Origin of the sequence: Salmonella sp. SSDFZ54 (assembly GCF_004010735.1) — a bacterium.
In the GTDB taxonomy this organism is placed as follows: domain Bacteria; phylum Pseudomonadota; class Gammaproteobacteria; order Enterobacterales; family Enterobacteriaceae; genus Salmonella; species Salmonella enterica.
The window spans coordinates 1,481,613-1,495,500 of the sequence record NZ_CP034819.1 but is presented as its reverse complement, the minus strand read 5'-3'; the positions used below and the strand labels follow the sequence as shown (position 1 = coordinate 1,495,500).

16 protein-coding genes are annotated in these 13,888 nt (G+C 52.4%); 14 read left to right on the top strand and 2 right to left on the bottom strand.

Annotated features, from left to right (window positions below; all coding sequences use genetic code 11):
* Entirely contained in the window at nt 1-1,908 is a 1,908-nt protein-coding gene (locus EOS97_RS07655; protein ID WP_127836136.1) for an ABC transporter ATP-binding protein, read from the bottom strand.
* Between the two features lie 265 nt (nt 1,909-2,173).
* On the opposite strand from EOS97_RS07655, the gene kefG reads away from it, so the two are divergent.
* From kefG to slyD, 4 genes are all read left to right on the top strand, one after another.
* Nucleotides 2,174-2,725 carry a glutathione-regulated potassium-efflux system ancillary protein KefG gene (gene kefG, locus EOS97_RS07650; RefSeq protein WP_000081820.1) on the top strand — a complete coding sequence of 184 codons (552 nt, stop codon included), beginning with the start codon at nt 2,174-2,176 and terminating at the stop codon, nt 2,723-2,725.
* Complete coding sequence (gene kefB, locus EOS97_RS07645; protein WP_023165773.1) at nt 2,725-4,530, top strand: glutathione-regulated potassium-efflux system protein KefB; 1,806 nt, start codon at nt 2,725-2,727, stop codon at nt 4,528-4,530. Before kefG ends, kefB begins: the two co-directional genes overlap by 1 nt.
* Before the next feature lie 10 nt (nt 4,531-4,540).
* Nucleotides 4,541-4,741 carry a YheV family putative zinc ribbon protein gene (locus tag EOS97_RS07640; protein ID WP_001007735.1) on the top strand — a complete coding sequence of 67 codons (201 nt, stop codon included), beginning with the start codon at nt 4,541-4,543 and terminating at the stop codon, nt 4,739-4,741.
* Between the two features lie 94 nt (nt 4,742-4,835).
* The gene (slyD, locus tag EOS97_RS07635; RefSeq protein ID WP_000861341.1) at nt 4,836-5,426 is read left to right on the top strand and encodes a peptidylprolyl isomerase; all 591 of its coding nucleotides are present in this window, start codon (nt 4,836-4,838) and stop codon (nt 5,424-5,426) included.
* A gap of 188 nt (nt 5,427-5,614) precedes the next feature.
* Here the strand turns inward: slyD and EOS97_RS07630 are convergent, their stop codons facing one another.
* A complete protein-coding gene (locus EOS97_RS07630; protein WP_001152701.1) occupies nt 5,615-5,833 on the bottom strand; it encodes a protein SlyX in 219 nt (72 codons plus the stop codon).
* A 219-nt stretch (nt 5,834-6,052) separates the two neighbouring features.
* On the opposite strand from EOS97_RS07630, the gene fkpA reads away from it, so the two are divergent.
* From fkpA to bfd, 10 genes are all read left to right on the top strand, one after another.
* A complete protein-coding gene (gene fkpA / locus EOS97_RS07625; RefSeq protein ID WP_000838229.1) occupies nt 6,053-6,871 on the top strand; it encodes an FKBP-type peptidyl-prolyl cis-trans isomerase in 819 nt (272 codons plus the stop codon).
* 276 nt (nt 6,872-7,147) lie between these two features.
* A complete protein-coding gene (locus tag EOS97_RS07620; RefSeq protein WP_000091471.1) occupies nt 7,148-7,870 on the top strand; it encodes a transcriptional regulator in 723 nt (240 codons plus the stop codon).
* Entirely contained in the window at nt 7,870-8,256 is a 387-nt protein-coding gene (gene tusD / locus EOS97_RS07615; RefSeq protein ID WP_001268011.1) for a sulfurtransferase complex subunit TusD, read from the top strand. Before EOS97_RS07620 ends, tusD begins: the two co-directional genes overlap by 1 nt.
* Nucleotides 8,256-8,612, top strand: a complete 357-nt coding sequence (gene tusC / locus EOS97_RS07610; protein ID WP_000820705.1) for a sulfurtransferase complex subunit TusC — start codon at nt 8,256-8,258, stop codon at nt 8,610-8,612. The genes tusD and tusC overlap by 1 nt, the downstream gene beginning before the upstream one ends.
* Before the next feature lie 7 nt (nt 8,613-8,619).
* Nucleotides 8,620-8,907 (top strand): sulfurtransferase complex subunit TusB, encoded by a 288-nt coding sequence (tusB, locus tag EOS97_RS07605; RefSeq protein ID WP_000903401.1) that lies wholly within the window; start codon nt 8,620-8,622, stop codon nt 8,905-8,907.
* A 125-nt stretch (nt 8,908-9,032) separates the two neighbouring features.
* Nucleotides 9,033-9,407 (top strand): 30S ribosomal protein S12, encoded by a 375-nt coding sequence (gene rpsL / locus EOS97_RS07600; protein ID WP_000246815.1) that lies wholly within the window; start codon nt 9,033-9,035, stop codon nt 9,405-9,407.
* A gap of 95 nt (nt 9,408-9,502) precedes the next feature.
* The gene (gene rpsG, locus EOS97_RS07595) at nt 9,503-9,973 is read left to right on the top strand and encodes a 30S ribosomal protein S7 (RefSeq protein WP_001138043.1); all 471 of its coding nucleotides are present in this window, start codon (nt 9,503-9,505) and stop codon (nt 9,971-9,973) included.
* Between the two features lie 96 nt (nt 9,974-10,069).
* Nucleotides 10,070-12,184 (top strand): elongation factor G, encoded by a 2,115-nt coding sequence (gene fusA / locus EOS97_RS07590; RefSeq protein WP_000124693.1) that lies wholly within the window; start codon nt 10,070-10,072, stop codon nt 12,182-12,184.
* Between the two features lie 71 nt (nt 12,185-12,255).
* A complete protein-coding gene (tuf, locus tag EOS97_RS07585) occupies nt 12,256-13,440 on the top strand; it encodes an elongation factor Tu (protein ID WP_000031748.1) in 1,185 nt (394 codons plus the stop codon).
* Nucleotides 13,441-13,624: 184 nt separating this feature from the next.
* The gene (bfd, locus tag EOS97_RS07580) at nt 13,625-13,819 is read left to right on the top strand and encodes a bacterioferritin-associated ferredoxin (protein ID WP_000289082.1); all 195 of its coding nucleotides are present in this window, start codon (nt 13,625-13,627) and stop codon (nt 13,817-13,819) included.
* The last annotated feature ends 69 nt before the right edge of the window (nt 13,820-13,888 follow it).

Sequence of the window (13,888 nt, the reverse complement as noted above, 5' to 3'; positions counted from 1 at the left end):
TTAGTCGTTCTGCATCATTTGCTCAAGCTGCTCCTGCGCCTCAAGCCATGCCATTTCACACGCTTCCAGCCCGGATTTGGCGCTGGCCTGCAGTTGCAGACACTCGGTCATCTCCGCTTTACGGCTGGGGTCATACAGGCTGCTGTCGCCGAGCTTCTCTTCCGCCTGCGCTAACTGGGCGTTGAGCTTTTCCATCTCTTTTTCCAGACGGGTAATCTCTTTACGCAGCGGCTGCGTTAGAGTGCGTAGCTCGGCTTCGCGACGCTTCTGATCTTTGCGTGACTGGGCGCTGTTGGCGTTGTTTTCCTTCGGCGCGTCGTCGGCCTGGTTTTCCTGCTTCTGCACGTCACTCAGCCACTGCTGATAATCTTCCAGGTCGCCGTCGAACGGTTCGACCTTTTTGTCGTGAACCAGATAGAGGTCGTCAGTGGTGGAGCGAATCAGGTGGCGGTCGTGCGACACGACGACCAATGCGCCTTCGAAATCAATCAGCGCTTCGGTGAGCGCCTGACGCATGTCGAGATCCAGGTGGTTGGTCGGTTCATCGAGCAGCAGCAGGTTTGGACGCTGCCAGACGATCAGCGCCAGCACCAGACGCGCTTTCTCGCCGCCGGAGAAACGTTGCGTCTCTTCCGTTACTTTGTCGCCCTGGAAACCGAAGCCGCCGAGATAGTCGCGCAGCTTCTGCTCCAGTTCCTGCGGCGCCAGACGCGCCATATGTTGCAACGGGGATTCATCGGCGCGCAGGAACTCCAGTTGGTGCTGGGCGAAGTAGCCGAGCTTAATGCCTTTGGCGAGGCCGATTTCACCGTGCAACGGTTCCAGTTCGCCCGCCAGCAGCTTGATCAACGTCGATTTCCCCGCGCCGTTGCGGCCCAGCAGGCCGATACGCGAGCCGGGCACCAGGTTCAGCTTGATGGATTCCAGAATGATGCGATCGCCATAACCTGCGCTGACTTTTTCCATCTTCAGCAGCGGGTTCGGCAGGCTTTCCGGCGCGCGGAAGCTGAAATGGAACGGGTTGTCGACATGAGCCGGCGCAATCAACTCCATACGCTCGAGCATCTTGATACGGCTTTGCGCCTGCTTGGCCTTGGTGGCCTTGGCGCGGAAACGGTCGATGTAGCTTTGCAGATGCGCCACACGCTCCTGCTGACTCTCATACATCGCCTGCTGTTGCGCCAGGCGCGTGGCGCGCTGAACTTCAAACGCGCTGTAGTTGCCGGTGTACTCGAACAGAGTCTGCTGTTCGATATGGATAATTTTATCCACTATCGGGTCAAGAAAATCGCGATCATGGGAGATCAGAATCAGGGTGCCCGGATAGCTCTTCAGCCATTTTTCCAGCCAGATAACGGCATCCAGATCGAGGTGGTTGGTCGGTTCGTCGAGCAGCAGTAAATCGGAACGGCAAATCAGCGCCTGGGCCAGATTAAGGCGCATCCGCCAGCCGCCGGAAAAGTCGCTGACCGGACGTTCCAGCTGATCGTTAGAGAAGCCGAGACCGTGTAGCAGGCTGGCGGCGCGCGAACGAACGGTCCATGCGTCGATGGCATCCAGCTTACCGTGTATGGAGGCGATAGCATGTCCGTCGTTACGTTCGTTGGCGTCGTTAAGCTGCGCCTCCAGCTGCCGGTATTCACGGTCGCCGTCAATGACATACTCAATCGCTGGCTGAGGCAACGCAGGTGTTTCCTGATTCACCCACGCTAATTGCCAGGTTCCGGGCAGGGTAAAACTCCCGGCATCGGCGCTGATTTCATTTTTTAGCAATGCCAGCAGGGTAGATTTACCGCAGCCGTTTTTACCCACCATGCCGACTTTCTGGCCTGGATTAATGGTAGCCGAGGCATTGTCCAGTAGGACGCGCACGCCGCGACGAATTTGTAACGAGGAGAAAACAATCATAAGGCGCCGTATGTTCAGACTATGTTAATTTATCATTATGATAATGTAATATTCGGGCGTACCGCCGCGCTGGAGCGCAATGGTAGCTCAAAACAACAACGATACACAAAATCATTCAGGCCGCCTTTGGTGAGGGACAAGAATATCTCTCATTAATCCCCAGCGGCGGACATGGAGTACGTTTCTGAGTTGAACAAACGCTGTCAACGTAGAAGCGGCCTGAAGAATGGCATGTATCGACCCAAAACAACCGGGAGGGGGATTGATGTCTCAGCCAGCGAAAGTCTTGCTGTTGTATGCCCATCCGGAATCTCAGGACTCGGTTGCTAACCGGGTACTGCTTAAACCGGCCATACAGCACAATAACGTAACCGTGCACGATCTTTATGCGCGCTATCCTGATTTTTTTATCGATACGCCCTATGAACAAGCCCTGTTACGTGAGCACGACGTCATTGTTTTTCAGCATCCCCTTTACACCTATAGCTGTCCGGCTTTACTGAAAGAATGGCTTGATCGCGTTTTGAGTCGGGGGTTCGCCAGCGGACCAGGGGGAAACCAACTGGTGGGAAAGTACTGGCGTAGCGTGATTACGACCGGCGAGCCGGAGAGCGCTTACCGGTATGACGCGCTAAACCGCTATCCAATGAGCGATGTACTCCGCCCCTTTGAACTGACCGCGGCCATGTGCCGGATGCACTGGATGCCGCCCATTATTGTGTACTGGGCGCGCCGCCAGTCGCCGCAGACGCTGGCCAGTCATGCGAAAGCCTATGGCGAGTGGCTGGCGAATCCTGTGAGCGCGGGAGGCTATTGATGGAAGGTGCTGATTTATTGACCGCGGGAGTGTTGTTCCTCTTCGCGGCGGTGGCGGCGGTGCCGTTAGCCGCCAGGCTGGGCATCGGCGCGGTGCTAGGGTATTTGCTGGCGGGAATCGCCATCGGTCCGTGGGGGCTGGGATTTATCAGCGACGTTGACGAGATCCTGCACTTTTCCGAACTGGGCGTCGTGTTTCTGATGTTTATCATTGGTCTCGAACTCAATCCGTCCCGGCTTTGGCAACTGCGGCGCTCTATCTTCGGCGTCGGCGCTGCTCAGGTGCTGTTAAGCGCGGCGGTGCTGGCGGGATTATTGATGCTTGCTGATTTCTTATGGCAGGCGGCGGTCGTCGGTGGGATTGGCCTGGCGATGTCTTCGACGGCGATGGCGCTACAACTGATGCGCGAGAAAGGCATGAACCGTAGCGAGTCCGGGCAGTTAGGGTTTTCCGTCTTGCTGTTTCAGGATTTAGCGGTGATCCCCGCGCTGGCGTTGGTGCCTTTACTGGCGGGATCGGTCGACGAGCACTTCGACTGGTTTAAAGTGGCAATGAAGGTACTGGCTTTCGCGGTAATGCTGATTGGCGGTCGTTACCTGTTGCGTCCGGTATTTCGTTTTATTGCTGCGTCCGGCGTGCGGGAGGTCTTCACTGCCGCGACGCTGTTGCTGGTGTTGAGCGCCGCCTTATTTATGGACGCGCTGGGACTGTCGATGGCCCTGGGAACCTTCATTGCCGGCGTTTTACTGGCAGAGAGTGAATACCGGCATGAGCTGGAAAACGCTATCGATCCCTTTAAAGGTTTACTGCTTGGGCTGTTCTTTATCTCCGTCGGTATGTCGCTAAATCTCGGCGTACTTTATACCCATTTACTGTGGGTGGCGGCGAGCGTTGTTATTCTGGTCGTCATAAAAATGCTGACGCTGTATCTGCTGGCGCGGCTATATGGAATAAGAAGTTCTGAACGGATGCAGTTTGCCAGCGTGCTGAGTCAGGGGGGCGAGTTCGCTTTTGTGCTCTTTTCTACCGCCTCTTCTCAGCGCCTGTTTCAGGGCGATCAGATGGCGTTATTATTGGTGACTGTCACGTTATCAATGATGACCACGCCGCTACTGATGAAAGGGATTGATAAGTGGTTATCGCACCGCCTTAATGGCCCGGAAGAGAATGATGAAAAGCCGTGGGTTGAGGATGATAAGCCCCAGGTAATTGTCGTCGGCTTTGGCCGTTTTGGTCAGGTGATCGCTCGCTTATTGATGGCGAATAAGATGCGTATCACCGTGCTGGAACGCGATATCGGCGCCGTTAATCTGATGCGCAAATATGGTTATAAAGTGTATTACGGCGACGCTACACAAGTCGAGCTGCTGCGTTCTGCGGGCGCGGAGGCGGCGGAGTCGATAGTCATCACGTGTAATGAACCGGAAGACACGATGAAGCTGGTGGCGCTGTGTCAGCAGCATTTTCCTCATCTGCATATTCTTGCGCGAGCGCGTGGACGTGTGGAGGCCCATGAGTTATTACAGGCTGGCGTCACGCAGTTTTCCCGTGAAACGTTTTCCAGCGCGCTGGAATTGGGACGTAAAACTCTGGTGTCGTTAGGTATGCATCCGCATCAGGCGCAACGCGCGCAGTTGCATTTTCGCCGGCTGGATATGCGAATGTTGCGGGAACTGATCCCGGAGCATAGCGACATGGTACAGATTTCGCGCGCCAGAGAGGCCCGACGCGAACTGGAGGAGATTTTTCAGCGCGAAATGCAACAGGAACGGCGCCAGTTGGATGGCTGGGATGAATTTGAGTAGGGGTAAAACAATGGCAATCCGTAAACGTTTTATTGCAGGCGCGAAATGTCCGGCCTGTCAGGCGCAGGATACAATGGCGATGTGGCGTGAAAATAATGTCGATATTGTTGAATGCGTTAAGTGCGGGCATCAAATGCGGGAAGCGGATAAAGACGTTCGCGAGCATGTTCGCAAAGAAGAGCAAGTGATCGGGATTTTTCATCCGGACTAGCGATATGCCGCAGGTTTTTTTAAGCTAAGGGGTACACGGCTGCAGAATTCCGCTACAATCTGCGCCACTATTCTTCCCATGCTCAGGAGATATCATGAAAGTAGCAAAAGACCTGGTGGTCAGCCTGGCCTATCAGGTACGTACAGAAGACGGTGTGTTGGTTGATGAGTCTCCGGTGAGTGCGCCGCTGGATTACTTGCACGGTCACGGCTCCCTGATCTCTGGTCTGGAAACCGCGCTGGAAGGCCATGAAGTTGGCGACAAATTTGATGTCGCTGTTGGCGCGAACGACGCTTACGGCCAGTATGACGAAAATCTGGTGCAGCGTGTGCCTAAAGACGTCTTTATGGGCGTTGATGAACTGCAGGTAGGGATGCGTTTCCTGGCGGAAACCGACCAGGGCCCGGTACCGGTAGAGATTACCGAAGTGGAAGACGATCACGTTGTGGTTGATGGTAACCACATGCTGGCGGGCCAGAATCTGAAATTTAACGTAGAAGTTGTTGCGATTCGTGAAGCGACTGAAGAAGAACTGGCTCACGGTCATGTTCACGGCGCGCACGATCACCACCACGATCACGGTGAAGACGGCTGCTGTGGCGGTCATGGTCATGACCATGGTCACGAGCACGGCGGCGAAGGCTGCTGCGGCGGTGGTGGTAAAGGCGGCTGCGGTTGCCATTAATCCCCGTCGTCTTTCAAGCCACCGCGGTGTTGGCTACGCTTTCAAACCCCGGTCACATAGTTATCTATGCTCCCGGGGAATTTTCAAGCTTGCCGCCTTGCTGTGACTCGAAATCCTTAGGGTATTATCATTGGTTCGATAAATCATCGGGCACAAAAAAAGCGGGTTAACCCCGCTTTTTTTTCGTCTCAATAATGCGGCGGCGGCGTTTCTTCTGCCTGAGAGGCGATATTTGACGGCTGACTGGCTTTTAACTTTTCCGTGAGCAAACGCAGATGATCGCGCAGCTTCGCCATCTCCATTTCATGTGCGGTTACCGTCAGGTTTAGTTCTTCTATGGTAATCTCCTGGAACGCCAGACGGCTTTCCAGTTCAGCCAGACGAGCTTCCATCGTGATATCCTGCATGATGTACCTCTTTATGTTGTCTCCGTCGGCGGATTCTACTTAACTTTACCGGCTTTCACAGCAACCATTACGCGCACTACGAAACTAATTTAAACAAAAAGAGTCTGAAAAGAAGTGATAATAGGGCGTGTTCGTATGTTGATTTGTTCTGCAACGATTTATAGTACGCTTCTTACGTAAGTTAACATGGGGCGAGATGCCCCGGCCCTGGAGATATGGATGAAATCACTGTTTAAAGCCACGCTGCTGGCAACGACGATGGCCGTTGCTATGCACGCACCGATCACTTTTGCTGCTGATGCGGCGAAACCGGCAGCTACCGCTGATAGCAAAGCAGCATTTAAAAACGACGATCAAAAAGCGGCTTATGCGCTGGGCGCCTCGCTGGGTCGTTACATGGAAAATTCGCTTAAAGAGCAGGAAAAGTTAGGCATCAAGCTGGATAAAGAACAGTTGATTGCCGGCGTTCAGGATGCCTTTGCCGATAAGAGCAAACTGTCCGATCAGGAAATTGAGCAAACGCTGCAGACGTTTGAAGCACGTGTGAAGAGCGCTGCTCAGGCGAAGATGGAAAAAGACGCTGCCGATAACGAAGCAAAAGGTAAAACGTTCCGCGACGCTTTTGCTAAAGAGAAAGGCGTGAAAACCTCCTCTACCGGTCTGCTTTACAAAGTAGAGAAAGAAGGCACAGGCGAAGCGCCGAAAGATAGCGATACCGTTGTGGTGAACTACAAAGGTACGCTGATCGACGGTAAAGAGTTTGATAACTCTTACACGCGCGGCGAACCGCTTTCCTTCCGTCTGGACGGCGTTATCCCTGGCTGGACTGAAGGCCTGAAAAATATTAAGAAAGGCGGCAAGATCAAGCTGGTTATCCCACCGGCGCTGGCCTACGGTAAAACGGGCGTTCCGGGTATCCCGGCGAACTCCACCCTGGTATTCGACGTAGAGCTGCTGGATATCAAACCAGCGCCGAAAGCGGATGCTAAACCTGCCGATGCGGCTGACGCTAAAGCCGCAGATGCTGCTAAAAAATAAAAACTGAGAGCCGCCGCTTGTAATAGCGGCGGTTTTTTTTATTCAGGCTGGATATATTACTCACCATAATTTGATTTGCGGATAACGGCGCTTGCGCTGGTCGTTAAGGGCGAGACCGTAGGCTGAATGACCGCCAACGCACACGTAGTCTGAAATAGACGAGCAAATTAGTACTGGAAAGATGAACCCTCACTGTATTAATTTAATCATCCGCGTAAATAATGAGCCTGCCCTGAAAACATAACGACAGGCTCCTGAAAAGGAGTGTTTTTTTTCATGTCCAGGTCGCTTTTAACCAACGAAACCAGTGAACTTGATTTGCTGGATCAGCGTCCCTTCGAGCAAACCGACTTCGATATTCTGAAATCCTACGAAGCGGTAGTGGACGGGTTAGCGATGCTTATAGGTTCCCATTGTGAAATCGTATTGCACTCTTTGCAGGATCTAAAATGTTCAGCCATTCGTATTGCCAATGGTGAACATACGGGCCGTAAAATTGGCTCGCCGATTACCGACCTGGCGTTGCGCATGTTGCACGACATGACAGGGGCGGACAGTAGCGTGTCGAAATGCTATTTCACGCGCGCGAAAAGCGGTGTCTTGATGAAGTCGTTGACGATTGCCATTCGCAACCGCGAGCAGCGCGTCATTGGTCTACTGTGCATCAACATGAATCTTGATGTGCCATTTTCACAGATTATGAATACCTTTATTCCGCCGGAAACGCCGGAAGTCGGCTCAGCGGTTAATTTTGCCTCCTCAGTCGAAGATTTAGTCACCCAGACGCTGGAGTTCACGATCGAAGAAGTGAATGCCGATCGTAATGTCTCTAACAACGCGAAAAATCGTCAGATCGTCCTTAACCTGTACGAAAAAGGCATTTTCGATATTAAAGACGCCATTAACCAGGTAGCCGATCGTCTGAATATCTCAAAGCACACGGTTTACCTCTATATTCGCCAGTTCAAAAGCGGCGACTTTCAGGGGCAGGATAAATAATGCGTTATGCCATTATGGTCACCGGGCCGGCATATGGCACCCAACAGGCCAGCAGCGCATTGCAGTTCGCCCACGCGCTGCTCAATGAGGGGCATGAGTTAGCCAGCGTCTTTTTCTATCGGGAAGGTGTCTATAACGCCAATCTCCTGACCTCGCCGGCGAGCGATGAATATGATCTGGTACGCGCCTGGCAGAAATTGAATACGCAGCATGGCGTAGCGCTGAACATCTGTGTCGCGGCGGCGCTTCGTCGCGGTATTATTGATGAAACTGAAGCTGGCAGACTGGAGTTGCCGTCCGCCAATCTTCAGCCGGGCTTTACGCTAAGCGGCCTGGGCGCGCTGGCGGAGGCATCTCTCACCTGCGATCGGGTGGTGCAGTTTTAATGAAACGTATTGCATTTGTCTTTTCCACCGCGCCGCACGGTAGCGCCTCAGGCCGTGAAGGGCTGGATGCGCTGCTGGCGACGTCAGCGCTAACGGAAGCGCTGGGCGTCTTTTTTATCAGCGACGGCGTCTTTCAGTTATTACCGGGACAAAAACCAGACGCTGTGCTGGCGCGTGACTATATTGCTACTTTCAAGCTCTTTGATTTGTACGATATTGATCAATGTTGGATCTGCGCGGCATCGCTGCGCGAGCGTGGTCTGGAAAACGTTAATTTTGTGGTAGACGCCACGCCGCTGGAACCCGTGGCGCTACGCCGCGAGCTTGGCAACTATGATGTCATCCTGAGATTCTGAGGCGTTTATGCTGCATACCTTACCTCATTGCGCTTCGAGCGTTGATTTTCCCGCTTTGCTGCGCCTGCTAAAAGAGGGGGATGCGCTTTTGTTGCTCCAGGATGGCGTTACCGTCGCGATTGAAGGTAACCGCTTCCTTGAAAGTCTGCGCGATGCCCCCATAACGGTCTATGCCTTGAAAGAAGATATTGACGCCCGTGGTTTGGGTGGTCAAATTTCAGACAGTGTCGTCAGGGTTGACTATACTGAGTTTGTCAGACTCACGGTTAAGTATGCCAGCCAGATGGCCTGGTGATGGCGGGATCGTTGTATATTTCTTGACACCTTTTCGACACCGCCCTAAAATTCGGCGTCCTCATATTGTGTGAGGGCGTTTTATTACGTGTTTACGAAGCAAAAGCTAAAACCAGGAGCTATTTAATGGCAACAGTTAACCAGCTGGTACGCAAACCACGTGCTCGCAAAGTTGCGAAAAGCAACGTGCCTGCGCTGGAAGCATGCCCGCAAAAACGTGGCGTATGTACTCGTGTATATACTACCACTCCTAAAAAACCGAACTCCGCACTGCGTAAAGTTTGCCGTGTTCGTCTGACTAACGGTTTTGAAGTGACTTCCTACATCGGTGGTGAAGGTCACAACCTGCAGGAGCACTCCGTGATCCTGATCCGTGGCGGTCGTGTTAAAGACCTCCCGGGTGTTCGTTACCACACCGTTCGTGGCGCGCTTGACTGCTCCGGCGTTAAAGACCGTAAGCAAGCTCGTTCTAAGTACGGCGTGAAGCGTCCTAAGGCTTAATGGTTCTCCGTTAAGTAAGGCCAAACGTTTTAAATTAATGTCAAACTAAACTCGTAGAGTTTTGGACAATCCTGAATTAACAACGGAGTATTTCCATGCCACGTCGTCGCGTCATTGGTCAGCGTAAAATTCTGCCGGATCCGAAGTTCGGATCAGAACTGCTGGCTAAATTTGTCAATATCCTGATGGTAGATGGTAAAAAATCTACTGCAGAATCAATCGTATACAGCGCGCTGGAGACCCTGGCTCAGCGTTCTGGTAAATCTGAACTGGAAGCTTTCGAAGTCGCTCTCGAAAACGTTCGCCCGACTGTAGAAGTTAAATCCCGCCGTGTAGGTGGTTCTACTTATCAGGTACCAGTTGAAGTCCGTCCGGTCCGTCGTAATGCTCTGGCAATGCGTTGGATCGTAGAAGCTGCTCGTAAACGCGGTGATAAATCCATGGCTCTGCGCCTGGCGAACGAACTTTCTGACGCTGCAGAAAACAAAGGTACTGCAGTTAAGAAACGTGAAGACGTTCACCGTATGGCAGAAGCCAACAAGGCGTTCGCACACTACCGTTGGTAATCCCTTCGGAGTCATAGTCACCAGGCGGGCGCTTCAGGTAAGTCGCCCGTTTTGGATAACTTAACTGAACGCCTAAAGATATCAACGAGGAATCAAATGGCTCGTACAACACCCATCGCACGCTACCGTAATATCGGTATCAGTGCGCACATCGACGCCGGTAAAACCACTACTACCGAACGTATTCTGTTCTACACCGGTGTAAACCACAAAATCGGTGAAGTTCATGACGGCGCAGCTACCATGGACTGGATGGAGCAGGAGCAGGAGCGTGGTATTACTATCACCTCCGCAGCGACTACTGCATTCTGGTCTGGTATGGCTAAGCAGTATGAACCGCATCGCATCAACATCATCGACACCCCGGGGCACGTTGACTTCACTATCGAAGTAGAACGTTCCATGCGTGTTCTCGATGGTGCGGTAATGGTTTACTGCGCAGTTGGTGGTGTTCAGCCGCAGTCTGAAACCGTATGGCGTCAGGCAAACAAATACAAAGTTCCGCGCATTGCGTTCGTTAACAAAATGGACCGCATGGGCGCGAACTTCCTGAAAGTTGTTGGTCAGATCAAAACCCGTCTGGGCGCGAACCCGGTTCCGCTGCAGCTGGCAATTGGTGCTGAAGAAGGTTTCACCGGCGTTGTTGACCTGGTGAAAATGAAAGCTATCAACTGGAACGATGCCGACCAGGGCGTTACCTTCGAATACGAAGATATCCCGGCTGACATGCAGGACCTGGCTAACGAATGGCACCAGAACCTGATCGAGTCCGCCGCAGAAGCTTCTGAAGAGCTGATGGAAAAATACCTGGGTGGTGAAGAACTGACTGAAGAAGAGATCAAACAAGCTCTGCGTCAGCGCGTTCTGAACAACGAAATCATCCTGGTAACCTGTGGTTCTGCATTCAAGAACAAAGGTGTTCAGGCGATGCTGGATGCGGTAATTGATTACCTGCCATCCCCGGTAGACGTACCTGCGATCAACGGTATTCTGGACGACGGTAAAGATACTCCGGCTGAGCGTCACGCAAGCGACGACGAGCCGTTCTCTGCGCTGGCGTTCAAAATCGCTACCGACCCGTTTGTGGGTAACCTGACCTTCTTCCGTGTGTACTCCGGTGTGGTTAACTCTGGTGATACCGTACTGAACTCCGTGAAAACCGCACGTGAGCGTTTCGGTCGTATCGTTCAGATGCACGCCAACAAACGTGAAGAGATCAAAGAAGTTCGCGCGGGCGACATCGCGGCTGCTATCGGCCTGAAAGACGTGACTACCGGTGACACCCTGTGTGATCCGGAAAACCCGATCATTCTGGAACGTATGGAATTCCCTGAGCCGGTAATCTCCATCGCGGTAGAACCGAAAACCAAAGCTGACCAGGAAAAAATGGGTCTGGCTCTGGGCCGTCTGGCGAAAGAAGACCCGTCATTCCGCGTATGGACTGATGAAGAATCTAACCAGACCATCATCGCTGGTATGGGTGAACTTCACCTGGATATCATCGTTGACCGTATGAAGCGTGAATTCAACGTTGAAGCTAACGTGGGTAAACCTCAGGTTGCTTACCGCGAAGCGATTCGCGCGAAAGTTACCGACATCGAAGGTAAACACGCGAAACAGTCTGGTGGTCGCGGTCAGTATGGTCATGTTGTTATCGACATGTACCCGCTGGAGCCGGGCTCTAACCCGAAAGGTTACGAGTTCATCAACGACATCAAAGGTGGTGTAATTCCTGGCGAATACATCCCGGCCGTTGATAAAGGCATCCAGGAGCAGCTGAAATCTGGCCCGCTGGCGGGTTATCCGGTAGTTGATCTCGGTGTGCGTCTGCACTTCGGTTCTTACCATGACGTTGACTCCTCTGAGCTGGCGTTTAAACTGGCTGCGTCTATTGCCTTTAAAGAAGGCTTTAAGAAAGCAAAACCAGTTCTGCTTGAGCCGATCATGAAGGTTGAAGTAGAAACACCTGAAGAGAATACCGGTGACGTTATCGGCGACCTTAGCCGCCGTCGTGGTATGCTCAAAGGTCAGGAATCTGAAGTTACAGGCGTTAAGATCCACGCTGAAGTACCGCTGTCTGAAATGTTCGGATATGCAACTCAGCTGCGTTCTCTGACCAAAGGTCGCGCATCGTACACTATGGAATTCCTGAAGTATGATGATGCGCCGAACAACGTTGCTCAGGCCGTAATCGAAGCCCGTGGTAAATAAGCCGCAGGGTTAAAAACCAAAATCCCGTGCTCTCTCCTGAAGGGGAGAGCGCTATAGTAAGGAATATAGCCGTGTCTAAAGAAAAATTTGAACGTACAAAACCGCACGTTAACGTCGGCACCATCGGCCACGTTGACCACGGTAAAACTACCCTGACCGCTGCAATCACCACCGTACTGGCTAAAACCTACGGCGGTGCTGCTCGTGCATTCGACCAGATCGATAACGCGCCGGAAGAAAAAGCGCGTGGTATCACCATCAACACTTCTCACGTTGAATACGATACCCCGACCCGCCACTACGCACACGTAGACTGCCCGGGGCACGCCGACTATGTTAAAAACATGATCACCGGTGCTGCTCAGATGGACGGCGCGATCCTGGTTGTTGCTGCGACTGACGGCCCGATGCCGCAGACCCGTGAGCACATCCTGCTGGGTCGTCAGGTAGGCGTTCCGTACATCATCGTGTTCCTGAACAAATGCGACATGGTTGATGACGAAGAGCTGCTGGAACTGGTTGAAATGGAAGTTCGTGAACTTCTGTCTCAGTACGACTTCCCGGGCGACGACACTCCGATCGTTCGTGGTTCTGCTCTGAAAGCGCTGGAAGGCGACGCAGAGTGGGAAGCGAAAATCATCGAACTGGCTGGCTTCCTGGATTCTTACATTCCGGAACCAGAGCGTGCGATTGACAAGCCGTTCCTGCTGCCGATCGAAGACGTATTCTCCATCTCCGGTCGTGGTACCGTTGTTACCGGTCGTGTAGAGCGCGGTATCATCAAAGTGGGCGAAGAAGTTGAAATCGTTGGTATCAAAGAGACTCAGAAGTCTACCTGTACTGGCGTTGAAATGTTCCGCAAACTGCTGGACGAAGGCCGTGCTGGTGAGAACGTAGGTGTTCTGCTGCGTGGTATCAAACGTGAAGAAATCGAACGTGGTCAGGTACTGGCTAAGCCGGGCACCATCAAGCCGCACACCAAGTTCGAATCTGAAGTGTACATTCTGTCCAAAGATGAAGGCGGCCGTCATACTCCGTTCTTCAAAGGCTACCGTCCGCAGTTCTACTTCCGTACTACTGACGTGACTGGTACCATCGAACTGCCGGAAGGCGTAGAGATGGTAATGCCGGGCGACAACATCAAAATGGTTGTTACCCTGATCCACCCGATCGCAATGGACGACGGTCTGCGTTTCGCAATCCGTGAAGGCGGCCGTACCGTTGGCGCGGGCGTTGTTGCTAAAGTTCTGGGCTAATTACTCGTTAATTAGTTTTGAATTGAAGAGGGCGCTTCGGCGCCCTTTTTGTTGCCTGCTATTTAGCCGCTGTTATATTTATTCACCCTTTTTAACGCTTCTCCCGTGGCGTAAATCGCTTTGTGCTATTGTAATCATAACCATTCTCATTTACACTTTGTGCGGAAATTGAACGGGAGCGATCATGTACGTTTGTTTGTGTAATGGTATAAGCGATAAAAAAATCCGCCAGGCTGTACGACAATTTCATCCACAGTCATTTCAACAGTTGCGTAAATTTATTCCTGTGGGAAATCAATGTGGTAAGTGTATTCGCGCCGCGCGAGAAGTGATGCAGGATGAGTTAACGCAAATGCCGGAATTTAAAGAGATCGCCTGAGTCACACTCTTTTTTTTGACATCCCTGTAGCCCCATCTACGCTCTAGAGAGTGGAAGCGGAGGGACTAT